This is a genomic window from Sphingomonas sp. (genome assembly GCF_019635455.1).
Classification (GTDB): domain Bacteria; phylum Pseudomonadota; class Alphaproteobacteria; order Sphingomonadales; family Sphingomonadaceae; genus Sphingomonas.
The window spans coordinates 209,741-236,003 of the sequence record NZ_JAHBZJ010000002.1 but is presented as its reverse complement, the minus strand read 5'-3'; the positions used below and the strand labels follow the sequence as shown (position 1 = coordinate 236,003).

The window sequence follows — 26,263 nt, the reverse complement described above, 5'->3', positions numbered from 1 at the left end:
CGGGTCAGGCCGGCCGCAACCGCCCGACCATCGTCACGAAGAATGCGGTGGACCAGCCGAGCAGGATCACCCCGTTCACCCCCTCGATCGCGGCGACCAGCTTCCACGCCTCGCCCAGCCCCTGATCGTCATAGCCGATCGTCGCATAGGTGATGGTCGAGAAATAGACCGCATGTTCAAGACCGGCCATCGCCCCGGTCATCAGATAGACCAGCGCATAGAGCCAGATCTCGATCCCGTGCAGCGTGAACAGCGCCAGCACGATCGCCATCGTCGCGGCAAAGGCGCGGGTCGCGAGGCGCAGGCCGGGTCGCCCATGCGCCGCCCGCCGCTCGTCCGTCGCCTCAAGCCGCATGACGCGGCTCAGCGCCATCAGGCCCGCCCCATGGATCGTCACCGTCAGCAGGACCATCAGTGTGGCAAGGGCAAGCTGTACCAGCATGCCGGCGATGTTCGGCGGTCGTGCCGCGCGCGTCAATCGCCACTTGCCGCGCCGTCCCGGCTTTGCCAGACCGCGCCGATGTCCCCCGCCTTCGTCATGATCGACGATTTCGCCGCCAATCCGCTCGAACTGCGGCGGCAGGCGCTGGCGCTCGGCTATGAGGCACGCGACGCGGGCGCGAATTATCCCGGGCTGGTGTCGCATCGCGCGCTGCCGATTCCCGGCCTCGACGCCTATGTCTCACGCATCGCCGGGCGCCCGCTGGCCGGCGCGCCCGGTACGCTGCACGGCCATTGCCGGCTGACGCTGAAGGGCGATCGGGGGCGCAGCGGGGTGCATATCGATCCGGCCGCCTGGTCCGGCATCCTCTATCTTTCCCGCCCGGGCGATTGTCGCGGCGGCACCGATTTCTTTCGCCACCGCCGCACCGGGCTCGAACGCGTGCCGGCGACGATCGATGGGATGGTGGCCGCCGGATATCCGAACGGCACCGCGCTGGTCGAGGATGTGGTGAACCGCGACACCACCCGCCCGGCGGCGTGGGAACGCGTGTTCACCGCGCCGATGCGCTTCAACCGGCTGATCCTGTTCAGCCCGTGGATGTTCCACAACAGCGCCCCGGGTTTTGGAACCGGGCCAGAGGACGGGCGTCTGGTCTATCTCATGTTCTTCGCCCCCGCACCCGCTACCGCTGCCGGGCAGGGGGCTGGTTGAAGGGGGAGCGCCAATGTTCGTCGCCGCCTATTGGTGGAAGGTTCATGCCGGGAAGGAAGCGCAGTTCCGCGCCGCCTGGCGCCGCGGGACCGATCTGATCCGCGAGACCTATGGCAGCCTCGGCTCGCGTCTGCACGTTGATGACCAGGGACGGTTCATCGGCGTGGCCGAATGGCCCGACCGCGCGACGTGGCAGGCCGCGTTCGATGCGAAGATGGTCTATGACGATGCAGAGGCCCGGGCCGCCTTTGTCGATGCCATCGCCGAGGCCGCGCGGGAACCGCTGCTGCTGATGGAGGTGACCGACGACCTCCTCGACCGCCGGCCACCGGGATGAGTTCAGCCGGTTGATCTCAGCGCGAATTCTCCATCCGCGCATCGTCCTGCCGATCGATCGCGTCGGCCTTGTCCTCGCCGGCTTCGCGCACATTGTCTGCCTGCTGGTCCAGCGCCTCTTCCATCGTCTCGTTGGGCGCCATGTCGGCCTGTTCCTCCAGATTGTCGGCGACATTGTCCGCCGCCGCCTCGACATTCGCCGCCGCCTTGTCATCGGCACCTCCGCCACAGGCGGACAGGGCGACAAGGCCCGCGCCGGCGAGCGCGGCTTTCACGATCATCTTCATAGGGTTGGCCTCCTGTTGGTCCAGCGGCACACAATGTCCCAGCATGCAGGAGGTTCCCCGCCAGTCGCGATCAGGCGGAGCCATGCGAAGGCGCCGGAGGAACGGCGGCCAACCGTAAGCGGATATTTGAAGGTTTATCGATGGCGGTGCTGTCAGTCCGACGCGAACCAGTCTTCCCAGGGTGCATTGCGGGTAGCGCGAGGAGGAGCTTCAGGCAGCGAGATTTTGCCACTCAGCGATCGCGGCGGAGCGGCGTTCCTTGTAGATTTCGCGGCTGACGAGATGGCGTTCGAGGTTGAAGTGATTGCCGATATTGGCGTGGACCGAGGTGAATTTCTGTAGCGATTTCATTTGCCGGAATCTGAGCATCGCGCGCTCGCGTCGTCGGAATGGAAGGGTGGCTTCACTCGGCGCGGTTGTTGGCGTGACGCCCGCCCCCCCGTTTACCCGCGTTGCCCAGATCGCTCATTGCCGCGCCGTATGAACGCAGGCCGTCGGTGACAATTGCCTCGGGCGAGCCGTGGCGCTTGAACGCCTTTTTCATGAAGGCCAGCACGGCGGTCTTGTCGCGCGTCCGGGCGACGAAACGCTCGAGAATCTCGCCCTCGTGATCGACGGCGCGCCAAACACATGCTCGCCGTTAAGCTTCACGAACATCTCGTCCATATGCCATCGCCAGTGTCGAAAGCCGCGCATCGCCTGGACGCGACGGTGTCGAATGTCGCCGGCGAACATCGGCCTGGGTCGAGGTACCCGATAGTTATGACGATGGCGGCCTGTCGGACGGCACGCTCGAGCGCCCCGCCCTCCAGCGGCTGCTGGCCGATGTGAAGGACGGCAGGATCGACATCATTGTCGTCTACAAGGTCGATCGCCTGACCCGTTCATTGCTCGACTTCGCCAAACTGGTCGAGGCGTTCGACACCTCGAACGTCAGCTTCGTCTCGATCACGCGGTCGTTCAACACCGCCACCTCCATGGGACGGCTCACCTTGAACATGCTGCTCTCGTTCGCGCAGTTCGAGCGCGAGGTCACCGCCGAGCGGATCCGCGACAAGATCGCCGCCTCCAAGGCCAAGGGCATGTGGATGGGTGGCACCCCGCCGCTGGGCTATCGCCCCGATGGCCGCGGCCTTGCCATCGTCGAGGACCATGCACAGCTGATCCGCGATATCTTCGCGCGTTACCTTGCCCTCGGCAATGTCCGGCTCTTGGCGGAGAGCCTTGCGCGCGATCGGATCGGGGCGCCCATCCGGCACTATGGCAATGGCCGGGCCTTTGGAGGACGGCCGTTCACCCGGGGTCAGCTCTACTTCATCCTCTCCAACCCGACCTATATCGGCAGAATAGCGCACCGCGAGGACACCCATGACGGGCTGCACCCCCCGATCATCGCTTTGGACCTGTGGGAACAGGCCCAGCAGCAGCTTAAGGCGAACCGTCAAGGCAGCCGGGCGGGGAGGGGGACCAGCACCAGCCCGCTTGCCGGCAAGCTGATCGATGACCGGGGGGAGCCCTTGATCGCGGTGCACGCCAGCAAGGGCAAGCAACGCTATCGCTATTATGTCAGCCGCGATCGGCATCATGGGATCAACTCGGATGGCTGGCGCGTGCCCGCCCGTGAAATCGAAACCCTCGTCGCAGGCGAACTCGCCCGCTTGTTCGAGGACCCCATCGCGCTGACCGTACGGGCGCATCTCGTTCCAACGCCGGAGCTGATGGCCGCGATCGGCGATCGCGCCGCCGCGCTTGCCCGAGCCATGGCCTCACCGCGCTGTCCGCATCTCCCAGAGCTGATCCACCAGATCAGGGTGGATACCGGGCGGGTCGAGATCGATATCGATACCGATACCGCCACCATCGCCCGGTTGCTCGAGGCCGGGGGCGCCCAGCACGCCCCCGATAGTCTGATCCTGACTGCCCCGGTGCGGCTGACCCGGACCGGCAGGGTCGTTCGGCTGATCCATCAAGACGGCTAACCGGCCCGGGTGACCGCGCCCGATCCCGGGCTGCTCAAGCTCATCCTCACCGCCCGGCGCTGGTGGTCGATCCTTGCCCAAGGCGAGCTGCGCGTCAGCGAGCTTGCCGCGCGCGAAGGGGTCAGCGCGTCCCGGGTGACCCGCGCGGTACGGCTGGCGTTTCTGTCGCCACAAGTGCTGGACGCCATTCTTGCCGGACGGTTGCGGGTCGATATCGGCGCGCATGCGCTCACCCGCGGCGATGTTGTGTCCGCCCGCTGGGAGGCGCGGCGGGCGAAGTTTGCGGCGGGTGTATAACGCAGGTGACCGGCGCATCTGCAAAGCACCCCAAAATCAGTGGTCAGTGATCTGGGCGCTCAATTCCGAAAGCTGCCATCCGCGCTACATCATTCAGCATCCGTTCTACGCCGCTTTAGAATGATGGATCCGCTTACCGGCATGGTCTCGCAAATAGACGTTGTGCTCCAGCTGTTGCCGGCGCAGCTCGTCAATATCGATATCCGCGGGCGTGCGGTTGCCACGTACCGAAATCTTGGCGGCGCGTCCGGCGGCTTCGCCCATCGCCATGCAGGTCGCCATCACCCGGATCGCGCCCATCGCCTCGTGCGTGGCGGAGATGCTGCGGCCCGCGACCAAGAGATTGTCGACCCCTTGCGGCACCAGCGAACGATACGGGATGTCGTAGCAATCGCCGCACCAGATCAGCGTGCAATCCTCGTCACCGGGACGGTGGATGTCGATCGGATAGCTCGCGACCGCGATCGCGTCGTCGAAGTGGCGGCAGCCTAGCACATCCTCCTGTGTCATCATATACTGGCCGACGATCCGCCGGGTCTCGCGGATGCCCAGGAACGGTGCGGTCTTGGTGAAATAGGCGTGCTCGAACCCTGCGACATAGTGGGTCAGATAGGTGACGATATCGTCGATCTGCCGCCGACCCTCGATCTCGCCTTCGGTCAGGCTGCGGGCGCTGGTGCCGTCGGTACCCTTCACCCGGGTCATATTGATCCAGACCTCGCCCTTCTTCAGCCCGGTGATGATGATCGTCCGGTCGTTGGGGATTTCGAGATTTCGTTCCTCACGGGCCTTCATCACCAGTTCGCGCAGGCCGACGACGATGAACTGGTGGTTCTGGCCGAAATATTCGGCCGGGATGAAGTCGGTCAGGTAGGTGCGCGCCGCCGGGGGTGCCTCTGCGATCGCCATGCGCAATTTGTCGGTATCGACCCCGGCCAGGCAGAACATCAGCGTCGGCGGCTGCATCCCGCCCTCGGCATTGCCCTTCTCGGTCGGGACGCCGGCGTTGTAGGCGACGTCCGCATCGCCGGTGCAGTCGATCACGACCTTGGCCAGGATCGCGCTCCGCCCGCTCTTGCTCTCGGTGATGACGCCCTGGATCGCACCGTTCTCGACAATCGTGCCGGCGAAGAAGGTATAGAGCAGGATATCGACGCCGGCCTCGATCAGCATCTCCATCGCCACGGTCTTCACCGCTTCGGGTTCGACCAGGGTGATGCCCATGTGGAGCGGGCATGGGCGATGCTCGCTCGCGCCGTCACGCTCGCTGCGGAGGCGGTCGATGAACTTCTGCGGCAGGCCGTCGATGATCTGGTTGCCCTTCTGCCCCAGAAACCCGAGCACCGGCAGGCCGATCGTCATGTTGCCGCCCAGGAAGCTGCGGCTGTCGATCAGGCCGACGCGCAGGCCGTCCTCGGACGCCGCCAGCGCCGCAGTCAGTCCTGACGGCCCGCCGCCGACGACGAGCACGTCGTAATTGGCGGTCACCGGCAGAGTGCGGGCCGGTTCCTGGACGGTGCTGGCGAAGGTCATGAAGCCGAATTCCCATTTAGCTTGCGACGATTGAATTTGATGTGGGGGCGCGCTCCTCGCGGACCATGGTCCACAGGATGACCATGGCGATCGGATGCAGGAAGGCCATCACGAGGAAGACCTGACCCGCGCCGACGCTGCCGATCAGCTGCCCGACGAAATAGTTGAAGATGACCGCCCCCGCTGCGCCGCATCCCCCCGCGATGCCGAGCACGCTGGCGGCATTGGTGGCGGGAAAGGCCTCGGCGATCACGACGCTGAGCGTGAACAGCCAGCTAAGCGCGGCGACCGCGACCAGGCTGAAGATGGCGAGCGTGGCGAAGGCGTTCGGCAGGGAGGGGGTTAGTACGCAGAGCGGCGCGAGGAAGCCGACGATCGTCAGCATCCGCTTGCGAGCGATCAACGGGGTCGTGCCGCGTCGGACCATCCGGTCGGACCATGCGGCGCTGGCGATGCTGCCGAGATCCGCGGCGAGGAACGGGATCCAGCCGAACATGCCGACCTGCGCGAGCGTCAGCCCCGAATCCTCCTGCAGATAGCCGGGCAGCCAGAACATACAAAAATACCAGACCGGATCGCTCACGAAGCGGATCAGGAGAATACCCCACAGGCTGCGCGTCCGCCACAGCTGGGGCCAGGTGAACGCGGTGTCGTTGCGCTTGATCGTGGACGCTTCGGTTTCGGCTGCGATCTCGGCGGGTGGGTCGCGATACACCAGCCACCAGGTCACCGCGATCAGCAGCCCGATCGCGCCGGATACAAAAAACACGGTGCGCCAGCCGTAGGCGGTCGCGATCCAGGTCACGAGTGGCGGGGCGACGATCGCGCCGAGCGAGCCGCCCGCGACGCACAGGCTATTGGCGGTCGCGCGCAGCTTGCCCGGGAACCAGACGGTCACGACCTTAAGCTGCGCGGGGTAATTGGTCGGCTCGGCCAGCCCGAGTATGGCACGGGAAGCGCCGAGCGCGCCGAAGGTCCGCGACAGGCCGCCGCCGATGCACGCCAGCGACCAGCCGACGATCCCCATGCCCATTATAACGCGGGGGCCGAAGCGATCGACCAGCCAGCCGCTGACCGGATACATGACGGCGTAGCAGACGGTAAACAGATTCAGCAGGATCGCGTAGCCGGCATCGTCGATCTTAAACTCCGACTTCAACACCGGCTTCAGGATCGCGACGATCTGCCGGTCGAGATAGTTGAACAGCAGCGCAACGAACACGACCGCGACGATCAGCCAGCGGCGGCGCTCGGGGGTCAGGACGCCGGTCATGCGCACGCCCGCATCGCCAGGCGCTGGCGATAGTGTTCGGCATCCCAGTTCATCAGGACGGCGATGTCTTCGGTGGTCAATGGCGCTAGCTGCGCGCCCGCCGGTATCCGCGCGGCGACGTCGGCCAGGCAGCGCAGCATCTCATCTCCACCGCGCGCGATATCGTCGGCGACCAGCACGCCTGCGCCGTTTACGATAACCCAGCGGGGCGGCTGCCGGCCTGCGGCTGCGTGGCGCGCCAGCGCAGCACCGAGTTCGGCATCGTGTTCGATGACCACCGGTTCGGCGCCGAGGAACACAACGTGATCCGGATAGAGCGCGCCGGCGGTTGCGACCCTGAAACTGGCCGGGTCGGTCGCCAAGGAATGGGTGACCGGGTCGGCGACCGGATGGAAACCGTGTCCGGCGCTAGGCAGCGCGGTTAGGGATGGCGTCGCGCGAGGTTCGATCGCAAGCTGATGCATAACGCTGCGCAGGAGGGCTTCGGCGGTCGCGATACCCTCAGCGGCGACGACCAACCCGTGGTTGGCCAGAACGAATACGTTCACGCCGGGCCGCATCGCGTGGCGGAGCGCAGCGGTCAGCTTAGGCCCCGGCTGGCGGTATGGGACATAGGCCCAGGGCAGGTCCGCGAGCCGTTCCGCCAAGCTTCCGCGCGCGTCGGCACGTACAGCCCAGGCGATCACATCGACGCTATGGATGTGCAACACGACCGCCTGCGGCAGCGCGGCGTGCAGCGAAGTCTCGATCGACGGACGAAGGCGGGAAGGGTTGGGGCCGCTGACGGCGAACTCAGATTTGGCCGAACTCGGCAACGCGACAGGCACGAATATGTCGGCGGCGTCCGCATCGGCGAGCCAGGTACCCGACGCCTTCACCCACATCAAATCGCCAAGCTTGAGAGAGACATTGCCGCCCGCGCCCTGCACGAGCGTACGGTCCTGTCCGATCCGGGCGGCCAGCCGACGCAAAGCGCGAAGGGCGTCGCAATCCTGCACGTAAATCCCCTCCGTCTTACGGTGCCTACAACACGTCAACCCGCAGCGACTATCTCGCATATATGACGTTATTGCGTCAATAACTGATCGATGTCGATCATTTTATGATTGCTTGCGCGCATCTTTTGCACTAACTCAGTCTTCGAAAAGAAGCGGATTGCCGTCGGGGAGGGGCAATTTGAGCGACTCGCATCGTCATGATCTGATCCTGGAGCATCTTCGTGCGTCGCCCTTCGCGTCGGCGCGCGACCTGTCGGATCATCTGCGGGTGTCGGTGGCGACCGTCCGCCGCGACATCGACAAGCTCCATGACCAAGGTCTTGCGCGCAAGGTCTATGGCGGCATCTCCGCCATCGACGGCGCGACCGCGCACGGCGTGTTCGCGCGCACCTATGCCGAGCGCAGCGACGTCGATGTCGCGGCCAAGAACGCGATCGCCGCCGAAGCCGCGGCGATGGTGCAGGACGGCGACGCGATCATCGTCCACGGCGGCTCGACCTGCTTCCGGCTCGGCGAGCAGATTGCTCGGCGCAACATCCGCTTGTTCACCAATTCGATGCCGCTCGCCGCGATGGTGGGTGAAGTCGGCACTTGTGCGCTGACGGTCGCGGGCGGGGAGCTCCACCGAGAGCCGCTGATCCTCCACGGACCCGCGAGCGGCGCCCCGTTCTTTGCGTCCAAGTTCTTTCTAAGCGCTCAGGGGGCGGACGAGCGCGGTCTGCTCGAATCGCACCCGCTGCTGGTCGATGTCGCCAGCCGCTACGCCGAATGCGCCGACCGGATCGTCGTACTGATCGACAGCTCCAAGTTCGCGGTCGGCGCGCGGCAGGTGTCGCTACCTTGGTCGCGGATCGACACGCTGATCGTCGACGACGGGCTCGCGAAGGAGCACCGCGCGATGCTGGAGGGCAAGGGTGTCGATGTACGCATCGTCGCCGTCAGGTCGAGCGACGCATGACGATCGCCGTCCTCGACTTCGGCAAGACCAATACCAAGTTGCTGGTGTTGGACACGGACGGCAGCGTGACTTTCACGGCGCGCACGCGGCCAGTGTGGAAGGTCGTCGACGGCATGTCGGTACTCGACGATGTCGCGCTCGCTGCCTGGGTACGCAAGGCGCTCGACGCCGCGGAAGCCGAGCGGCCGGGCGAAATCCAGGGCGTGATGGTCTCGGCTCACGGCTGCACCTTCGCGCTGGCCGACGACCGCGGCCTGGTCCGGCCGATCCTCGACTATGAGCAGGAATTGCCGGGCGAACTGGTCGCAACCGTCGCCGCAGAGTTGCCGCCCTATGCGGAGACATACGCGCCGCCGCGGCCTCAGGGGTTCAACTATGGTCGCCACCTGGTCTGGCTCGCGCATCTGGAGCCGGCGGCGTTTGATCGCGCAACCGCGATCCTCGGCTATCCGCAATATTGGAGCTGGCGGCTCGGCGGCAGACAGGCGGCCGAGTACAGCTACATGGGCTGTCACTCACATATCTGGGCGCCGGCGCGGGCTGACTATGCGTCGGTGATCGGCGCGAAGGGCTGGCGTGGAAAGCTGCCGGCCTTCGCACGCGCAGGCGAAATCGTCGGCAGCACGACGATCGGCGGACGTGCGGTCGCGGTCCACAACGGTGTGCACGACAGCAACGCCGCGCTCCACGCCTATCGCTCGCTGGGACAGCGGGCGTTCACGCTGATTTCGACCGGTACCTGGGTGATCGTGTTCAACCCGGACTGCCCGCTCGACGCGCTCGACGAAGCCTTTGACATGTATTGCAACGTCGATGTCGATGGTCGCGCAGTTCCGACGATCGGCTTCATGGGCGGTCGCGAGTTCGACGCGATCGCGGCCGACTTCGAGGGCGTGGTTGCGCGCCAGGCAATCCAGCGAGTGATCGAAGCCGGGTGCTTTGCGTTACCCGCCTTCGCGGCGGCGGGGCCGTTCGGTGGCCAACCGGGACGCATCGTGCCGGAGCTGAGGGACCCGGCCGAACGCGCTGCACTGGCGTTGCTTTACGTCGCGCTGACAACCGATTTCTGCCTCGACACGATCCGGTCGAACAACCCGATCATCATCGACGGTGGACTGACCGCGGGCGGCGTCCTCGCCGAATTGCTCGCACAGCTGCGCCCTGCACAATCCGTCGCCGAGGGGGCAATCAGCGAAGGAACGGCGGCCGGTGCCGCGGCGCTCGCGTTCGCCGCTCATGGCCAGGCGATGACCCTGCCGTCGCCGGTCGCCGTGCAGGCGAGCACCTATGTTGGTCTCGATGCGTACCGGCGCGCTTGGACTGCGCAGCTGCCCGCGCTCGGTCAGAGCGAAAGGTCGGCGGCATGAGCCGGCCCATCGTCGTTGGGCTGGATGTCGGAACGTCGGGCGTGCGGTGCGTGACGCTCGATCCCTCCGGCGAAACCGTCGCCACGGCCGAACGCCGTTTCGCAAACGGCGAAGCCCGCGATCCGTCGGCCTGGGCCGCGCTGGCGGACGAGACTTTGGCGGAAGTGCTTGCTGCGGCGGAGCGCGATGCGATCCGGGCGATCGCGGTCGACGGCACGTCGGGTACCCTGCTGGCAACGTGCGGCCGCGGGAACCCGCTCGCGCCGGCGATGATGTACGACGACGCGGTCGCCGACACGCAGGCGCTGGATCGGGTCGCGCATGCCGCACCGACCGACACCGCCGCGCACGGCGCGACCTCCGGATTGGCGAAGGCGCTGGTGTTGCAGGACGTACCCGGCGTCGTGCACCTGCTGCACCAGGCCGACTGGATCGCGGCGCGGCTGACGGGGTGCTGGGATGTCAGCGACGAGAATAATGCGCTTAAGACCGGCTACGACCCGGTCGCCCGCCGCTGGGGGGACTGGATCGGATCGACCGGCGTCCGCTGCGCGCTGCTGCCGCGGGTCGTGCCGGCGGGGACCCCTGTCGCCCCGCTCCGTCGCGAAGTCGCGGAGCAGTTCGGGTTGCGCCCGACAGTCCAGATCGTCGCCGGAACGACCGACGGCTGCGCATCCTTTCTGGCGACAGGCGCAAGCCGGATCGGCGACGGGGTCACCGCGCTCGGCTCGTCGCTGACGCTCAAGATCCTGTCCGACCGGCCCATCTTTTCCGCCGAGCACGGCATCTACAGCCACCGGATCGCCGGCGGCTGGCTGGTGGGCGGCGCGTCCAATACCGGCGGCAAGGTCCTAGCGGCGTATTTCGATGCGGATCGACTGGCCGCGCTGTCGGAGGACATCGATCCGGCGCGCGAGCCGCTGCTGGACTATTACCCGCTGCTCGCGAACGGCGAACGCTTCCCGCATGCCGACCCGGCGATGGCACCCCGCCTGTCGCCGCGTCCCGCCGACGAAGCCGAATTCCTGCACGAACTCCTCGCCGGGATCGCGGCGATCGAGGCCGAGGGATACGCCAGGCTGGCGAAGCTGGGAGCCCCGGCACTCCGTTCGCTGCGCAGCGTCGGCGGTGGTGCCGGCAACGCGCAATGGACCGCGATGCGTCAGCGTGCGCTGGGTGCGCCCTTCCTTACCGCGCGGTCGAGCGAAGCGGCGGCGGGCGTCGCGCACCTGGCGCTGCAGAGCCTGCAGGGCAGGACGGCGGCATGATGACCGAAACTCAACCCAGCCTGCTCGCGGGACTCGGTGAAGTCGCCGACCGCTACGATGCGTTCTTCATCGACCAGTTTGGTGTGCTGCACGACGGCACGACGCCGTATCCGCACGCGGCAGCGGCGCTCCGCGCCTTGCGGGACGCAGACAAGCAGGTGGTGCTGCTGTCCAATTCGGGCAAGCGCTCGGCCCCAAACGTCGCCCGGCTGGGCCGGCTCGGCTTTACGCCGGACAGCTACACACTGCTGTTGTCGTCGGGCGAAGTCGGCTGGACGATGCTCGAGGCCACGGGCGTCGCGCAGCGCTGCCTGCTGATCGCGCGCGACGGTGACCGCTCGGCAGTCGAGGGCCTACCGATCACGGTGACGACAAACGGTCGGGACTGCGATTTCGTGCTGATCGCCGGCAGCGAGGGGGACACCCGCTCGCTCGACGATTACCGTGCGCTGCTCGGTCCCGCCGCGGCGCGCGATGTGCCTGCCTATTGCACCAACCCCGACACCCACATGCTGACCCCTGGCGGGCTGCGGTTCGGGGCGGGCCAGATCGCGACGCTGTACGAAGTCCTCGGCGGCGAAGTGACGTGGATCGGGAAACCCTTCCCGGTGATCTATGCAGCTGCGCGCGCGGCGGTCGGCGATATCTCGGCAAGTCGCATCCTCTGCATCGGCGACAGCATCGAGCACGACATTGCCGGTGCGCGCGGCGCAGGGCTCGACAGCTGCCTGATCACCGGCGGCATCCTGGCGGACGCCAGCCCACAGGAATTGCCCGCCTTGTTTGACCGGGCGGGCGCCCCCCCCGAATTTCAGATGACGGAGCTGCGCTGGTGACCGCGGCGCAGGAGAGAGAGATGCAGGACAACCCGATCGACGGAAAGATCGCTGCGATCACGGGAGGTGCCTCGGGCATCGGGCTCGAGACCGCGCGGGCGCTCGTCGCCGCTGGCGTGTACGTGTACCTGCTGGATCGTGACCAGCAAGCGCTCGACGCGGCGATCGCGTCGCTGGGTGAAAGCGCGACCGCGGTGGCGGTTGATCTGTTCGATTATGCCGCGGTCGAGCGCGCCGTCGCCGACATCGTCGCGGCCCACGGCCGGATCGATATCCTGCACGCCAATGCCGGTGGCTATGTCGGCGGCAAGGTGTGGGAAGGCGACGCCGATCGCTGGGACTTCATGCTCAACCTGAACGTAAACGCGACCTTCCGCTCGGTGCGCGCGGTGCTGCCCGCGATGATGGCGCAGGGCAGCGGCGACGTCATCGTCACCAGCTCGATCGCGGGCGCGATCCCGATCGTCGCGGAGCCAGTCTACACCGCGTCCAAGCATGCGGTGCAGGCGTTTGTCCATACCGTGCGGCGTCAGGTCGCTTCGTCCGGGGTGCGGGTCGCAGCCGTGCTGCCGGGTCCGGTGCATACCCCGCTGCTCAAGGACTGGGACCCACAGCGGCTGGCCGACGAGATCGCCGCCGGCGCTCTGATGGAGCCGCGCGATGTCGCCGAGGCGATCGTCTTCATGCTGACCCGCCGCAAGGGCGTGATCATCCGCGATCTCGTCATCCTGCCGCACAATTTCGATGTCTGACCGGCCAGGTTTTTCCAAGCCGTTCAAAGCAATAAATACGTTATAAAACAGTAACATAGCGCGTATACAGCGCCGCTGAACAAGGGAGGGACAGATGAAAGCCCGCTATCAATTTGGAACCGCGATCGCACTCGTCGGCGCGGTGCTCGCAACCTCAGCAAAGGCGCAGACCGCGACCGCCGAGACATCGTCGGCCGCCGCCGCTTCGCAAACCGCCGATCCGGCATCCCTGGCGCAGGAGTCCGACGCTGCCGTTGGCGAGGAAATCGTCGTGATCGGCAGCGCGCTGCGCAGCCAGGAAGCGGTGCAGAATCGCAAGAAGGCACTCGGGGTGGTCGATACGCTGACCCAAGACGACACCGGCGACCTGGCCGACAAGACGCTGGCCCAGGCGCTGATCCGCGTGCCGGGGGTCAGCTCGATGCAGACGCTTTATGGCGAGCAGGAAGCGGCCTATGTATCGGTGCGCGGCATCTCCCCCGACCTCAACTACACCTCGTTCGACGGCATGGCGATGTTCTCCAGCGCCAACGACGGCGATGGGCTCCGCCGCGTCGACCTGAACCTGATCCCGACGCAGATTTCCCGCACGACCGAAGTGTACAAGACCTTCACGTCGGACCTCGACGCCGGCGCGATCGGCGGCGTGACCAATATCGTGCCGCGCAGCGCGCTGAACGACCGGCCCCTGTTCTACATCGACGGTGGCGTCATCCTGCAGACCGGCAAGGGCAAGTACGTACCCGGCACCAACAGTCTCGGTCATTACAAGGATCGGCCGCTGGGCGTCGACGTGAAGAGCGTCTGGGGCCACCGCTTCGGCTCGGACAACCAGTTCGGCGTCGTGCTCAGCGGCGTTTTTCGCCAGCGCGACTATGACTACACCAAGCGCAACGCCAACGGTCGTGTGTTCTACAACGCCGCCGGCGGGGTCGCGAAGGCCGACCTGTCCGACTGGGACAACAAGCAGCCGCTGCCCAGCCTGATCCGGCCAATGGACTATACCCACTTCACCCGGACCTATGGCGGCTCGGCGCAGTTCGAATATGCGCCGACACCCGATCTGCAGTTCTCGCTACTCGGCTATTATTACAAGCAGGTCGAGGACCAGACCTTCAACCAGTTCCTGGTCGAGAATTACACCAATCTCGTCCGGCTCAGCGACGAGGTCGCGCGGCTCAAGATTGGTCGCGTGCGTGCGTCCGACGACTATGACCGGTTCGAAAACGAAACCCGCGCCTTGCTGTTCAAGATGGTCAAGGACTTCGGCGGGGATTCCTCGCTCCAGTTTCGGGCCGGTTACCTGCGCAACAAATTCTACGATCTCGATCTGAACGCGACCTACGCGTACAGCCCGCCGAACTCGTTCATCACCTACGACATGACCGAATTGTCGGATCGGATCACGATCGACAACAACGCCGACCTGATCGTTCCCGGCAATTTCCGCATGAGCGCGGTGTCGGACCTGATCGTGAACGCGAAGATGACCTCGAAGGAGGCGCGGCTCGATTACAAGCGCAATTACGGTGCCAATAGCGAGGGCTTCGGCTTCGCCATCGGCGGCGACTGGCGCGAGGTGAAGGCGATCCGCGATTCCGCCAAGATCACCTACAATACAAACAACGCGGTGCTCGGCTCGCTCGGCTTCATACCCGACATTAGTTCGTACATGTACAACTACCCGGTTCTGTGGATCGACATGGCGAACTTCCAGGCGAACGTGAAACCGTCGCTGACCATCAACACGGCGGCAACCAACAACACCAATTTCTCGGACGATTATGGGTATCAGGAGCGCAACCTCGCTGCCTACGTTTCGCTCATGTACGCGCATGAGGGGCTGAAGGTGATCGGCGGGTTCCGCTACGACGACCTGGATTTCAAGGCGGACTCGCCGGTATCGATTGCGGGTACCTACAACGGCACCTTTTCGCGCAAGGACGGCGGCTACCGCCACTGGCTGCCGTCGTTGCTGGTTACCAACCAGTTCACCGACGCCTTCCGGTTGAAGGGCGGCTACAGCCGCACGCTCGGCCGGCCCGCGTTCGGCGACATCGCCCGCGCGGAGGCGCGCAACGACCAGACGCTGACCCTCGCGCGCGGCAATCCCAATCTGAAACCGCGCGTGTCCGACAACTTCGACGTGGCCGCCGAATATTATTTCGGTGCGGGCGGGCTGATCTCGCTCGGCGGATTCTACAAGAACATCAAGGACGACATCTACGTCACCTCAACGCTGGAGACGATCAACGGGGTCCAGTACACGGTGTCGTCACCGCAGAACGTGTCCGCGTCGAAGCTGAAGGGCTTCGAGTTCCAGATCGTGAGTGACCGGATCCCGGGCCTGCCCGGCTTCCTGCACGACAAATTGGGCGCGGCGGTCAACGTCACCCGGCTGTGGGCCAAGACGCAGTACATTTCGGGTACCACCGTGGTGCCGCTCAAGGCACTGCAGTATCAGCCGAACTGGCTTGTCAATGCGACGATGTTCTACCGCCTCCCGGGCAACGGCGAAATCCGGGTCGCGTACAACTACAAGAGCAAGAGTCCGATCTCGCTCGGCAGCAGCGCGCTGACGACCTATTGGCTGGAAGGGCGCGGACAGCTCGACGCGGCGATCCGCTTCTCGCTCACCGATCGCCTGATCGTGAAACTGGAGGCGAACGACATCCTGCAGGAGCCGGTGCGGCAGGGGTATCTCAATCCCTTCGCGCAGCGCCGCTACGAGTTGACCCGCCCGCGCAGCTTCTCGTTCAACCTCGTGTACAAGTTGTAGACCGATGCACTTCGATCGCCGCACGCTGATCCACACCGCCGGTGGGCTGGTCCTGCTGGCTGGCCTGTCGCGACAGGCGCTGTTCGCGGCGACGATCGAGGGCGATCCGTTCACGCTGGGGATTGCGTCGGGTGATCCCTGGCCCGACGGCTTCGTGCTTTGGACCCGCCTCGCGCCCAAGCCACTCCAGCGCGGCGGCGGCATGCCGATGCAGGCGGTGGCAGTGGCTTGGGAGGTTGCCGAGGACGAACGCTTTGCCCGGGTCGCGCAAAAGGGCGAGGCGTTCGCGCGGCCAGAGCTCGGACACAGTGTGCATGTCGAGGTCGCCGGGCTGAAACCGGGACGCGCATATTGGTATCGTTTCCGTGTCGGCGGCGCGACGAGCCCGGTCGGGACGGTGCGCACCGCACCCGCAGCAGGATCGCCGGTCGATCGGCTGCGGATCGGGCTGGCGGGCTGTCAGCATTGGGAGGGCGGCTATTATACCGCCTATCGCTACCTCGCGCAGGAACCCGACCTCGACGCGGTCTTCCATTACGGCGATTACATCTACGAGCACTGGGCGCAGCGCGTCTGTCCCAAGATCGACGGCAAACCCAATTGCGTGCGCGAGCATATCGGCGACGAACTCTATTCGCTCGACGACTATCGGCGCCGCTACGCGCAATACAAATCCGACCCCGATTTACAGGCTGCGCACCGCGCCTGCGCATTCCTGTCGACCTTCGACGACCATGAGGTCGACAACAATTGGGTCGGGTTGACAGACGAACAGAACACCCCGCCGGAAGTGTTCGCACTGCGCCGCTTCGCCGCAATGCAAGCGTGGTACGAGCACATGCCCGTGCGCGCCGCGCAGTTCCCGCGTTTCCAGGACATGCTCGCATACCGCCGGCTCGATTACGGTGGGCTACTTCGTGTCCACCTGCTCGATACGCGCACCTATCGCAGCGACCAGGTCTGCGACGACGGCAAGCGCAAGCCCTGCACGCCCGCCGAGCATAACGGGCCGCAAGTCCTCGGCACGACGCAGGAGAAATGGCTGAGCGACGGCCTGGGCAACAGCGCGCGCTGGAACCTGATCGCGCAGCAGATCCTGATCATGCCGTTCGACCGGCGCAAGGCAGACGAAACCGCGCCCAACCTCGCAACCGACACATGGGATGGTTACCGCCCCGCGCGCGCCCGGCTGATCGACACGATCCGCGACCACCGGCTGTCCAACGTGATCATCGCCTCGGGCGATTATCACAAGCATTTCGCGGGTACCGTGCCAGTCCACGAGGACGCGCTCGACGGGGAGATGGCGGCGGTCGAGTTCCTCGGCACCTCGATCTCGACCAATGGCGATGGCGGCCCGATCGCCGAGCTCGACACGATCAAGCGCAACAACCCGCATGTCGCGCTCTATGCGGACCAGCGTGGCTACCAGCTGTTCGACATTACCGCAAAGCGTTGGCGGACCGATGTAAAGGGGCTCGACACGATCGCCCGCCGCGATGGCAAGCTTTCGACGTTGGCCAGCTTTGCGGTGACGCCCGATCGCGCCGCGCTCCACCGCGCCTGAAGGATCCGATCATGACTGATGCCCCGCTGTTCACCCGCCGCCGCCTGCTCAGCGGGGCGGCAGGCGCGGCCGCGTTTTCCGCGGCGACCGGGCTGATGCCACCGAATGTGCAGAAGCTGATGGCGCAGGGTCCGCGGCGGACCGGGTCACTGAAGGACATCAAGCATGTCGTCATGCTGATGCTCGAGAACCGCTCGTTCGACCATTATTTCGGCATGCTGTCGGGGGTGCGCGGGTTTGGCGACAAACACGCGATGAAGCTCGCTAGCGGACGCGACGTGTTCCACCAGCCCGATCCGGCCAATCCGCTAGGCTTTACGCTCCCGTTCCACCTCGACACCTTCTCGACCAGCGCACAGGCGCTGCCGTCGACCGACCATAGCTGGGCGGTGCAGCACGCCGCCTGGAATGGCGGGCGGATGGACAATTGGCTGCCCGCGCACCGTGCCGCCGACGGCGTCGAGGGGCCGTTCACGATGGGCTATTTCAAGCGCGAGGACATCCCGTTCCACTATGCGCTCGCCGACGCTTTCACGATCTGCGACGGTTATCATTCCTCGGTGATGGGTTCGACCCGGCCCAACCGCTTCTACTGGCTGACCGGCACGATCGACGCCGACGGAAAGTACGGCCCCCCGCAGACGTCTCAGGGAACCCCGAAGGAAGGGCTGACCTGGACCACCTATGCCGAGCGGCTGGAGGCGGCGGGCGTCAGTTGGAAGGTGTATCAAAACGCCGACAAGGGTACCGGTTTCAATGTGCTGCGCTTGTTCCGCAACTTCATGGACGCGCCGCCCGGATCGCCGTTCCGGGTCAAGGGCATGCCGGCCGCCACCGATGGCGAATTCGAATATGACGCGCTCCACGATCGGCTGGCGACCGTCACCTGGCTACATCCCAGCGACGAAGGGTCGGAGCATCCGGCCAATTCGATGCCGGCCGCCGGCGCGGAGTTCATCGCGAGCAAGCTCGACGCGCTCGCCGCCAATCCCGATGTCTGGGCCAAGACCGCTTTCATCCTGAACTACGATGAGAACGACGGACTGTTCGATCACGTCCTGCCGCCTTCACCGTCCGCGGGTACGCCGGGTGAATTCGTGAATGGCGTACCGGTCGGCGCGGGCTTTCGTGTACCGTGCATCATCATCTCGCCATGGACCGCGGGCGGCTACGTGTGCAGCCAGCCGTTCGATCACACATCGGTGCTGCGATTTCTCGAGCAGGTGACGGGCGTGCGCGAGCCGAACATCAGCGACTGGCGGCGGCAGACCTTCGGCGACCTCACGGCGGCTTTTCGGTTTGGCGCGAAGATGGCGCTGCCTCCAGTGTTGCCAAGCACTAGTGGTTTACTACATCTAGCGCGCAAGTCAGCGAAAACGCTTCCACTTCCAAACCCGCCCGGCAAAGATCAGTCCATGCCCGTTCCCGAGAGGGGTACCCGCAAGCGAACTAATTCATGATATTACTTATCGCACTTTCGGATTCGGCTTTGTGACCGTCATTTTTTGGCAAAATATATTGCCACCTACACGGAGGTGGGCGCGCATGACCAACACAAAGGATACTCACGGGCGGAACTTGATTCAGTCGCGGAACGGACGAAAGACCCGAAACGGGAGGCAACTCAAGGAATATAGGCTCAACCCGGCTGTGCGGGTTATCGGGCCGAAGGCATGACCGGGGGCTTCCGGCGTGCATCCATCGCGCATCCCTCTCTCCATGCCCCAAGCTGACAGCAGCGAGCGGGAGGAAATTGTCGCGGTCGCCAGCATCGTGACCCTCCCCGAATTGCAACCTCGGAGCAAGGGCATCAATTCCCCAACCCGCCGCCGTTACATTCAGGCGATGGAGGCGGGGGAGGCCTTCCCCCTATCCTACTTTCCCGGATCAACGGCGCGCTGATTCTTGTCGATGGCTGGCACCGGCTGGATGCGATGAAGGCGCTGGGGGTGGAGGAGACCGGCGCGCTGGTGCGCAGCACAGGAAGCATGGATGAGGCGGCGCTATGGGGCTACGAGGCCAACCGAAAACACGGCCTCCCCCTCTCTAGTGCCGAGCAGCGGGAGATGTTTCGCGCGTATATCAAAGCCCGGAAGCACTGGGGGCGCAGACGCGGCCAGCACAAGTCTTATCGAGAGATGGGGGAGGAACTGGGCATTCCTAAAAGCACGCTGGCCCGTTGGACCCAGCAGGATTTTCCTTCCGTGGCAAGGGCGTTAGCCGAGCGCCATCCGACCGGGGGCAGCCGCAGGGGCGGCGCGCGTGAAGCTAGCCCGGAGCGGAGGCTGGAACGGGAGGCCCACCGCGCGCTGGATGAAGCGGGGGCAGCTATTCCGGGGATCACTGACGCGGAGGTGCGCTGAGAGCTGTTGGAGAAGGTGCGTGGAATGATCGCGGTGTTGGAGGGCGGACACCCTTAAAAGCCGATGTTCTGACTGTAATTCAATATCTTGCTATGCATCCTGTCCCAATAGGAAACCCTGTATGCAAAGAATCGCGCGAAAGCCAGTTAGCCAGCGGCGTTGCGTGTAGTCACCCCGACCGGGCCGAGGCTAAGCTCTGGCCACCAGAGGAGTTACCGTGATGAAGCGTTGACGATGGCTTCGGCATTGGCGAAAAGGATCATTTCGACCTGCCCTATATTTTGAAGATTCCGATAGACCTTCAAGGCGTTCAAGACGGAAAGATAGTCGAGATAACCAACCAGTGATCTGTGATTTTGTTCGGCCCTAATCGCAGCGTGCTTCGGTTTGATCGTTTTGTTTCGCGAAAGCGGCATCTCAAAACAAGGATCACGACCAGCCGACATTAGTGCCACATTCAGCGCGACAGCCGTTCGACTATCATAGATCGCCCACCTTTCAGTGTTCTGAAACGCCAGTAACTTGCTCCATGATGATATGCGGTTGCACCCGTGTTCAGAGATAAAATCGTTAACGGCTTCGATAGAGTAATCCCGGAACCCAATCACCATTTGTTCAATGCTCGTATCGCTGGTCCGACGTATACCTCCCCAGTCTCGAATTATCCATTGGGCGGCCCTATTTGCGTCATCGGAAACGAGCATAGGACTCAGGGCCGCTGATAGCTCATCGCGGGATGACCCAGCGTTTACCACACTTGTGAGCATAGCCAATTTGGCGGCGGAAGATTGTCCAATTGGCCATCGGTAGTCTGTCCGCTGATAAATAGCTTGCCAGACAGCAGCTAAATCGCTGTTCGACAGCTCGATCATCCGCGATTCCCCTACGTTGTTAAAAGATTTGCTTCAGATGCGCCGATCTTACCACTGGTGTCCAGCATACGAGGAAGCCATCCGCCACATCTGTTTGAAAGGTGTGGTAGGAAGGGCGGAGCTGTCGCATGTGAACATTTCGCGCCGCATTTGTGAGAGGGAGCAAGACATATGTGTTGCATGGATTACCCCCATACCCCACCCTCGCTGCCCCGGCCTGTATCTCTGCCATGCCTTAAGGCAGCTTCTAAAGAGCTAGATCGAAATGCTCGATGGCAGTCCTAACTCTGGCTAGCAAATCCACTTTCGGGGAGCCTTTATGGGAATTGCGGGCGCTGCGGCTAAAATATCCAATATAATCAATGGATAATGGCGGAGACGGAGGGATTCGAACCCTCGGTACGGTTCCCCGTACGACGCTTTAGCAAAGCGTTGGTTTCAGCCACTCACCCACGTCTCCGGACGCCAGCGGCAAGGCGCGGGCTATAGCGAGGGTTTGGGGGGCGATCAATGGCATGTTTGCGCGCGGTTGGGCGCGAAATCGACTCGGGTCATCGCCGGTTCATTGCCGGCCCGGCATGACGCACGATAGGCCGCACGATGCGGGAGGGAGTTTCTATGCGACGCGCGTTGACGTGGCTGGTGATGGCGCTGGCGGTGCCGCCGATGGCGGCAGGGCCGGCGGCCGCCCAGTCGATCCGGACGGTCGATCCCGATACCGCGATCGACGCCGATCTGAAGCAGCCGCAAAATCCGATTCCGGCTGGCCAGTCCTATCCGCCGCCTGCGGGCCAGCCGGTCGATGCGGGCGCGCCCTATGAAGCGCCGTCCGCACCACAGACCCCGCCCGCACCCATGCCTGGCCCCGCAACGGCTCCGGTAACCGCCGGTGGTCTGGAAAAACCGGAAGTTCCGACGACGTTCGACAAGGTTCGCCTGGTGAGCGCCGCCGAAGGCGTGTTCGGCAAGGGCGCGAGCGGCCTCGCCTCGCTGATCGAGGATATCCTGAAGGATCAGGGCGAACCCAATGCCTATATCGCCGGCAGCGAAGGGTCGGGCGCCATCGTCGTGGGCCTGCGCTATGGATCGGGCATCATGGTCCATGCGGTGGAGGGCGAGCGAAAGGTCTATTGGACCGGCCCCTCGGTCGGCTTCGATGTCGGCGGTGACGCGAACAAGGTCTTCGTGCTCGTCTACAACCTTTATGACAGCCAGGAACTCTTCAAACGCTTCCCGGCCGGCGAGGGGCGCGTCTATTTCGTCGGGGGCCTTTCGGCGACCTATCTGCGTCGTGGCGACGTGGTGCTGATTCCGGTCCGGCTGGGCGTCGGCTGGCGCGCCGGCGTGAATGTCGGATATATGAAGTTCAGCGAAAAGAGCCGCTGGTTCCCCTTCTAATCGCGCGCGGGCGCGGCTAGTCGGGGATATGCCCGTCACCCAGGCCGATATCGACCTTGCCCTGCGCCTTGCCGATGCGGCGGGCGTGGCGATCCGCCCCTATTTCCGCGCCGAGCACGGGCTGGAGGTGAAGGCCGATGCCTCGCCGGTGACCCTGGCCGACACGGAGGCGGAGGCGGCGATGCGCCGCCTGATCGTCGCCGAACGGCCGATGGATTCGATCATCGGCGAGGAAGGTGCCGCGCGCGAGGGGAGCAGCGGGCGGACCTGGGTGCTCGATCCGATCGACGGCACGCGCAGCTTCATCGCGGGACGTCCGATCTTTGGCACGCTGATCGCGCTGCTGGAGGGCGGGTGGCCGGTGCTGGGCATCATCGATCAGCCGATCATCGGCGAGCGCTGGCTGGGCGTGACCGGGCGGGCGACGCTGTTCAACGACCGGCCCGCGCGCGCCCGCAGCTGCCGCGACCTGTCGACCGCATTGCTCGCCACCACGTCGCCCGCCTTGTTCGGCGACGACCAGCTGCACGCGTTCGAACATGTCGATGCAAAGGTGATGAGCACCGTGCTGGGCGGGGACTGCTACAATTACGGGCTGGTCGCGTCGGGCCATCTCGATCTGGTGATCGAGGCAGGGCTGAAGCTGCACGACTTTGCGGCGCTGGTGCCGGTGGTCGAGGGCGCCGGGGGCGTCATGTGCGACTGGAACGGCGATCCGCTCCACGCCGGCAGTTCGGGTGAGGTCGTCGCGGCGGGCGATCCGGCGCGGGTCGAGGAGATCATCGACCTTCTCGCCTGTCGCGGCCATTGATCGCGCGGCGTCTGCATCGCGGCTATCTTGCCGCGACGGTGATTCTGTTCGCGGTCGAGGTGGTGATCGCCCTGTTCGTCCGCGATCGCTTCGTCCGCCCCTATCTTGGCGACACGCTCGCGGTGATGCTCGTCTATTGCGGGGTGCGGGCGATCAGCCGGACCGGGCCATATGCGGCGGCGGTCGCCGCCTTTGCGATCGCGGCGCTTGTCGAATTCGGGCAACTCGTCGGGATCCTCGACCTGCTCGGGCTGCGGGGCAACGCCGTGGCGCGGGTGGTGCTGGGAACCGGGTTCGAGCCGCTGGATTTCGTGGCCTATGCCGCCGGCGCGCTCGCGGCGATCCTTCTCGATATCCGGCTCGATCGCTGGTGCCGGCGGGCGCCGCGCCACTGACCGCGATCAAAAGATGCCGAGGAACTTCTTGCGCTGTTCCTTGCGCTCTTCCCTCGATCGCTTCCCATCCTCGGACTTGGCGGTCGTCCCCCTGCCGACATCGTCGCGGGGGCGGCCCTTCGTGTCGCGCTGGGCGCGGGCATGGGCGCCGGCCAGCACCGGCCCGCAATCGGTGCTTTTCGCGTCGCCGACATCGACGAAGGCCAGCACGGCGGCCAGTGGATTGACGGCCGCGGCCAGGCCCACTCCGGCGCCCGCGCGGCCAAGCAGTTCGGGGCTGATGACATCGATCGCGGGCCTGGCGAAATAACCGCCGATCCCGACCGGCGACTGGCCGGAGAAGAGCGAGAATTTCTTGCCGTCGGCGCGAAAGGCCAGGTCCAGCGATTCGTTGCGGAAGCTGAACCCGCCACGGCCCAGCATCACATTCTTTGTCGTATCGATCAGGATGGGGTCCGCCGCCGCGATCCCGTCCCGCACGGTGAAGGCGATCAGTCCGCAATTGATCTCCACCGGCTTTTCCAGCTTCTTCTCGAACATCTTCTGGATGAACAGGCCGATATCGAGTTCGGAGAGCTGGACGTTGCGGGTCCACATCGTCCCGCGCGGGATGACGATCGCGATCCGCCCGCTCGCGCTGGCGAGCGACTTGCGCACCGAATTGCCGGTGCCGCGCATGTTGACCCGCGCCTTGACGGTGCCGCTCGTTCCCGATTGCTCGACCCCGAAACCGGCGAGCAGCGTCCCCATCGGCGTCGGTGACAGGCGGATGTCGTAATCGGTCACCACCGCCGGATCGCGCGCATTGATCGTCACGTTCGACGTCACCGTTCCGCGCGCCATGGCGAAGCTGAGCGGCGCGAGCTTGAGCAGCCGGTCGTCCAGCGAAAGGCCGAGGGTGACATCGCTGAGCGGCAGTTTCTCGGCGCGAACGCGCGCCACCTTCCACTTCAGCTGCGCGTCGAAATTGGCGAGTGCATCGGTTCGCAATGGTGCGTCCGGCAGGATGCGGGGGCGTCCCTTTGCGGTCACCACGACATCGCCGGATGCCGATTGCGCCGGGCTGTATCCGATAAACGGGCCGACATCGACGATGTCGAGCGAGCGGGTCTGAAGATCGGCGTCGAGGAACAGGCGCGGCTTCCCCATTCGCACGGTCAGCCGCCCGGCCAGGTCGCTGTCGCCGAAGGTGCCGTGCAACGCGGTGAAGCGCCATTCATTCCCCGCCTTGGTCAGCGCCGAGCGAAGGTGATAGCGGCGCGTGTCCGGGACGGCGATTCCGGCGATCGAGAACATGTCGGCCAGATTCTCGCCGCGCACGTCCGCATGCAGATCCGCGCCCTCGATCTGCGTTGCCCCGGGAAGCGTGCCGGTAATATCGGCCCGGGTGCGTGCGGCATTGAGGCGCAGCGCGAGCTGGTTACGGCCGCCGGCGACCGTATCGTTGGGCGAGAGCAGCGCGCCCCACAGCGTGAAGGGTGTCCTGCGCGCGACTCCCTCGCCGCGAAAGCGGATGGCGTTGTCGAACTTCTCGTCGGTCGCCTTCACCGTGTCGATCGCGACAGTGGCCGCGACCGCCATCTTCGGGTCGCGATAGCGCACCCGCGTCCCCGCGACGATCGCCTTGCGGATCAGCGGGATGTCGAGCGGCTCGCCATCCTTTTCGCCGAAGGTCCAGCTGTTGCGCTTGCCCGCTTCGTCCCAGGCGAGATCGATCGCGCCCTGTTGCAGGTCGAGCGTGTTGATCCGCCGCCCGCCCCAGATGAAGCTGAGCGTCGAGACGTTCATCTCGATCCGTTTCGCGGCAAAGAAATCGCCGGTTCCCGCCCATGCGGGATTGGAAACGGTCAGGCCTTCGGAGACATATTTGAGATTGATCGGATTGAAATAGAACTGGAAGTCGCCCGCCACCTTGACGTCGCGGCCCGAATTGCTGCTCGCGATCCGCTCGAACGTACCTTTGAGGAAGCGCCCCTTTGTTATGTACAGGATCGCCCAGGCGAGGAAGAGCGCGAGCAGGATGCCGCCGACGATGCGAAGGGCGAGGCGCAGCGGGCGGGGAAGCGGCCGTGGTTCGGCGACGGTTTCGGCGGACTCGCGACCATCCTCCGCGTCACCCCGGGGCGGCGCGGGTTTCGGTTCGGGCGGATCGACGGGGTCGGCATCCGCGGGAACGATCGGGGATTCGCGATCGACCATGATAGGGTCAAAAGACTCGGGGGCGTAACGGGTTCCCGCCGGTTGCATTTGGCGACGTTCCCCGCTATGCGCCCGCCTTTCCGCGATTCAGGTGGACTGCCCGGCTAACAAGGGCTGCCGGGGCCGTCCGAGATCGTCGCGCGTAAAAGGAGACGAAAATGCCCAAGATGAAGACCAAGAGCGGTGTGAAGAAGCGCTTCAAATTCACCGCGACGGGCAAGGTGAAGCACGGCGTCGCCGGCAAGCGTCACCGCCTGAGCAGCCACAATGCGAAATATATCCGTACCAACCGCGGCACCAGCGTGCTGTCGGAAGCGGATGCCGGTCACGTGCGCCTCTGGGCGCCCTATGGCCTCAAGTAAGGGAGGCTAGGACATGGCACGAGTAAAGCGTGGCACGACCACCAAGGCGAAGCACAAGCGTATTCTGGATCAGGCGAAGGGCTATTATGGCCGTCGCAAGAACACGATCCGCATCGCGCGCCAGGCCGTCGAAAAGGCCGGCCAGTACGCCTATCGCGACCGCAAGGTTAAGAAGCGCAGCTTCCGCGCGCTGTGGATTCAGCGCATCAACGCCGGCGTCCGCGCCGAAGGCCTGACCTATTCGCAGTTCATGCACGGGCTGAAGCTCGCCGGCATCGAACTGGACCGGAAGGTGCTGGCCGACATCGCGATGCACGAGGGTGAGGCGTTTACCGCCATCATCGCGCAGGCGAAGGCGGCGCTGCCCCAGGCCGCCTGAGGCGACCTGTAGCGAGACGTTCCGAAAGGGGCGCCGGTGGAAACACCGGCGCCCTTTTCTTTTCCCCCAAGCGCCGGCTAGAGGCTCCTGCGGACAAG

27 protein-coding genes and 1 tRNA gene are annotated in these 26,263 nt (G+C 65.0%); 18 read left to right on the top strand and 10 right to left on the bottom strand.

Features of this window, described 5'->3' with window-relative positions:
• Positions 1-4 precede the first annotated feature (4 nt).
• Positions 5-442, bottom strand: a complete 438-nt coding sequence (locus KF783_RS03755; protein ID WP_294076702.1) for an ion channel — start codon at positions 440-442, stop codon at positions 5-7.
• Positions 443-520: 78 nt separating this feature from the next.
• Here KF783_RS03755 and KF783_RS03750 point away from each other — a divergent pair, with 78 nt between their 5' ends.
• Together KF783_RS03750 and KF783_RS03745 are read left to right on the top strand one after the other, a co-directional pair.
• On the top strand, positions 521-1,156 hold the full coding sequence (locus KF783_RS03750; RefSeq protein WP_294076700.1) for a DUF6445 family protein: 636 nt from the start codon (positions 521-523) through the stop codon (positions 1,154-1,156).
• Between the two features lie 13 nt (positions 1,157-1,169).
• On the top strand, positions 1,170-1,493 hold the full coding sequence (locus tag KF783_RS03745) for an antibiotic biosynthesis monooxygenase (protein WP_294076698.1): 324 nt from the start codon (positions 1,170-1,172) through the stop codon (positions 1,491-1,493).
• Between the two features lie 16 nt (positions 1,494-1,509).
• Here the strand turns inward: KF783_RS03745 and KF783_RS03740 are convergent, their stop codons facing one another.
• From KF783_RS03740 to KF783_RS03730, 3 genes are all read right to left on the bottom strand, one after another.
• On the bottom strand, positions 1,510-1,779 hold the full coding sequence (locus KF783_RS03740; protein WP_294076696.1) for a hypothetical protein: 270 nt from the start codon (positions 1,777-1,779) through the stop codon (positions 1,510-1,512).
• A gap of 210 nt (positions 1,780-1,989) precedes the next feature.
• Positions 1,990-2,130, bottom strand: a complete 141-nt coding sequence (locus KF783_RS03735; protein WP_294076694.1) for a hypothetical protein — start codon at positions 2,128-2,130, stop codon at positions 1,990-1,992.
• A 52-nt stretch (positions 2,131-2,182) separates the two neighbouring features.
• Positions 2,183-2,377: a DDE-type integrase/transposase/recombinase gene (locus tag KF783_RS03730; protein ID WP_294076961.1), complete on the bottom strand. Its 195-nt coding sequence runs from the start codon at positions 2,375-2,377 to the stop codon at positions 2,183-2,185.
• Positions 2,378-2,450: 73 nt separating this feature from the next.
• Here KF783_RS03730 and KF783_RS03725 point away from each other — a divergent pair, with 73 nt between their 5' ends.
• Both KF783_RS03725 and KF783_RS03720 read left to right on the top strand, forming a co-directional pair.
• Entirely contained in the window at positions 2,451-3,758 is a 1,308-nt protein-coding gene (locus tag KF783_RS03725; protein ID WP_366511695.1) for a recombinase family protein, read from the top strand.
• Between the two features lie 9 nt (positions 3,759-3,767).
• The gene (locus KF783_RS03720; protein ID WP_294076692.1) at positions 3,768-4,055 is read left to right on the top strand and encodes a hypothetical protein; all 288 of its coding nucleotides are present in this window, start codon (positions 3,768-3,770) and stop codon (positions 4,053-4,055) included.
• 105 nt (positions 4,056-4,160) lie between these two features.
• Here KF783_RS03720 and KF783_RS03715 read toward each other — a convergent pair whose 3' ends face one another.
• The 3 genes from KF783_RS03715 to KF783_RS03705 are packed head-to-tail and all read right to left on the bottom strand — an operon-like array spanning position 4,161 to position 7,859.
• Entirely contained in the window at positions 4,161-5,588 is a 1,428-nt protein-coding gene (locus tag KF783_RS03715) for an FAD-dependent oxidoreductase (protein WP_294076691.1), read from the bottom strand.
• A gap of 16 nt (positions 5,589-5,604) precedes the next feature.
• On the bottom strand, positions 5,605-6,861 hold the full coding sequence (locus tag KF783_RS03710) for an MFS transporter (protein ID WP_294076690.1): 1,257 nt from the start codon (positions 6,859-6,861) through the stop codon (positions 5,605-5,607).
• Positions 6,858-7,859 carry a class II aldolase/adducin family protein gene (locus KF783_RS03705; protein ID WP_294076688.1) on the bottom strand — a complete coding sequence of 334 codons (1,002 nt, stop codon included), beginning with the start codon at positions 7,857-7,859 and terminating at the stop codon, positions 6,858-6,860. The genes KF783_RS03710 and KF783_RS03705 overlap by 4 nt, the downstream gene beginning before the upstream one ends.
• A gap of 178 nt (positions 7,860-8,037) precedes the next feature.
• On the opposite strand from KF783_RS03705, the gene KF783_RS03700 reads away from it, so the two are divergent.
• The 9 genes from KF783_RS03700 to KF783_RS03660 all read left to right on the top strand — a co-directional run bounded on the left by KF783_RS03700 (position 8,038) and on the right by KF783_RS03660 (position 19,749).
• Positions 8,038-8,817, top strand: a complete 780-nt coding sequence (locus tag KF783_RS03700; protein ID WP_294076687.1) for a DeoR/GlpR family DNA-binding transcription regulator — start codon at positions 8,038-8,040, stop codon at positions 8,815-8,817.
• Positions 8,814-10,184, top strand: a complete 1,371-nt coding sequence (locus KF783_RS03695; RefSeq protein ID WP_294076685.1) for a hypothetical protein — start codon at positions 8,814-8,816, stop codon at positions 10,182-10,184. Before KF783_RS03700 ends, KF783_RS03695 begins: the two co-directional genes overlap by 4 nt.
• On the top strand, positions 10,181-11,452 hold the full coding sequence (locus tag KF783_RS03690; protein ID WP_294076684.1) for an FGGY-family carbohydrate kinase: 1,272 nt from the start codon (positions 10,181-10,183) through the stop codon (positions 11,450-11,452). The genes KF783_RS03695 and KF783_RS03690 overlap by 4 nt, the downstream gene beginning before the upstream one ends.
• A complete protein-coding gene (locus tag KF783_RS03685) occupies positions 11,449-12,288 on the top strand; it encodes a TIGR01459 family HAD-type hydrolase (RefSeq protein WP_294076682.1) in 840 nt (279 codons plus the stop codon). The genes KF783_RS03690 and KF783_RS03685 overlap by 4 nt, the downstream gene beginning before the upstream one ends.
• A complete protein-coding gene (locus KF783_RS03680) occupies positions 12,285-13,040 on the top strand; it encodes an SDR family oxidoreductase (protein ID WP_294076680.1) in 756 nt (251 codons plus the stop codon). The genes KF783_RS03685 and KF783_RS03680 overlap by 4 nt, the downstream gene beginning before the upstream one ends.
• 94 nt (positions 13,041-13,134) lie before the next feature.
• The gene (locus KF783_RS03675; protein WP_294076679.1) at positions 13,135-15,819 is read left to right on the top strand and encodes a TonB-dependent receptor; all 2,685 of its coding nucleotides are present in this window, start codon (positions 13,135-13,137) and stop codon (positions 15,817-15,819) included.
• 4 nt (positions 15,820-15,823) lie between these two features.
• Positions 15,824-17,386, top strand: a complete 1,563-nt coding sequence (locus KF783_RS03670) for an alkaline phosphatase D family protein (protein ID WP_294076677.1) — start codon at positions 15,824-15,826, stop codon at positions 17,384-17,386.
• 11 nt (positions 17,387-17,397) lie between these two features.
• Entirely contained in the window at positions 17,398-18,846 is a 1,449-nt protein-coding gene (locus tag KF783_RS03665) for an alkaline phosphatase family protein (protein WP_294076675.1), read from the top strand.
• A gap of 474 nt (positions 18,847-19,320) precedes the next feature.
• Positions 19,321-19,749 (top strand): hypothetical protein, encoded by a 429-nt coding sequence (locus KF783_RS03660; RefSeq protein ID WP_294076673.1) that lies wholly within the window; start codon positions 19,321-19,323, stop codon positions 19,747-19,749.
• Between the two features lie 212 nt (positions 19,750-19,961).
• On the opposite strand, the gene KF783_RS03655 is transcribed toward KF783_RS03660, so the two are convergent.
• Positions 19,962-20,621 carry a hypothetical protein gene (locus KF783_RS03655; protein ID WP_294076672.1) on the bottom strand — a complete coding sequence of 220 codons (660 nt, stop codon included), beginning with the start codon at positions 20,619-20,621 and terminating at the stop codon, positions 19,962-19,964.
• A gap of 370 nt (positions 20,622-20,991) precedes the next feature.
• Positions 20,992-21,081, bottom strand: a tRNA-Ser gene (locus tag KF783_RS03650).
• A 158-nt stretch (positions 21,082-21,239) separates the two neighbouring features.
• On the opposite strand from KF783_RS03650, the gene KF783_RS03645 reads away from it, so the two are divergent.
• The 3 genes from KF783_RS03645 to KF783_RS03635 are packed head-to-tail and all read left to right on the top strand — an operon-like array spanning position 21,240 to position 23,225.
• Positions 21,240-22,019 carry an EipA family protein gene (locus KF783_RS03645; protein ID WP_294076670.1) on the top strand — a complete coding sequence of 260 codons (780 nt, stop codon included), beginning with the start codon at positions 21,240-21,242 and terminating at the stop codon, positions 22,017-22,019.
• A 28-nt stretch (positions 22,020-22,047) separates the two neighbouring features.
• Complete coding sequence (gene hisN, locus KF783_RS03640; protein ID WP_294076668.1) at positions 22,048-22,830, top strand: histidinol-phosphatase; 783 nt, start codon at positions 22,048-22,050, stop codon at positions 22,828-22,830.
• Complete coding sequence (locus KF783_RS03635; protein WP_294076666.1) at positions 22,827-23,225, top strand: DUF2809 domain-containing protein; 399 nt, start codon at positions 22,827-22,829, stop codon at positions 23,223-23,225. Before hisN ends, KF783_RS03635 begins: the two co-directional genes overlap by 4 nt.
• 6 nt (positions 23,226-23,231) lie before the next feature.
• Here the strand turns inward: KF783_RS03635 and KF783_RS03630 are convergent, their stop codons facing one another.
• On the bottom strand, positions 23,232-25,424 hold the full coding sequence (locus KF783_RS03630) for an AsmA family protein (protein ID WP_294076664.1): 2,193 nt from the start codon (positions 25,422-25,424) through the stop codon (positions 23,232-23,234).
• A 158-nt stretch (positions 25,425-25,582) separates the two neighbouring features.
• On the opposite strand from KF783_RS03630, the gene rpmI reads away from it, so the two are divergent.
• A complete protein-coding gene (gene rpmI, locus KF783_RS03625) occupies positions 25,583-25,786 on the top strand; it encodes a 50S ribosomal protein L35 (RefSeq protein WP_066581118.1) in 204 nt (67 codons plus the stop codon).
• 13 nt (positions 25,787-25,799) lie between these two features.
• Positions 25,800-26,165, top strand: a complete 366-nt coding sequence (gene rplT, locus KF783_RS03620) for a 50S ribosomal protein L20 (protein ID WP_010543146.1) — start codon at positions 25,800-25,802, stop codon at positions 26,163-26,165.
• Positions 26,166-26,263: the final 98 nt, after the last annotated feature.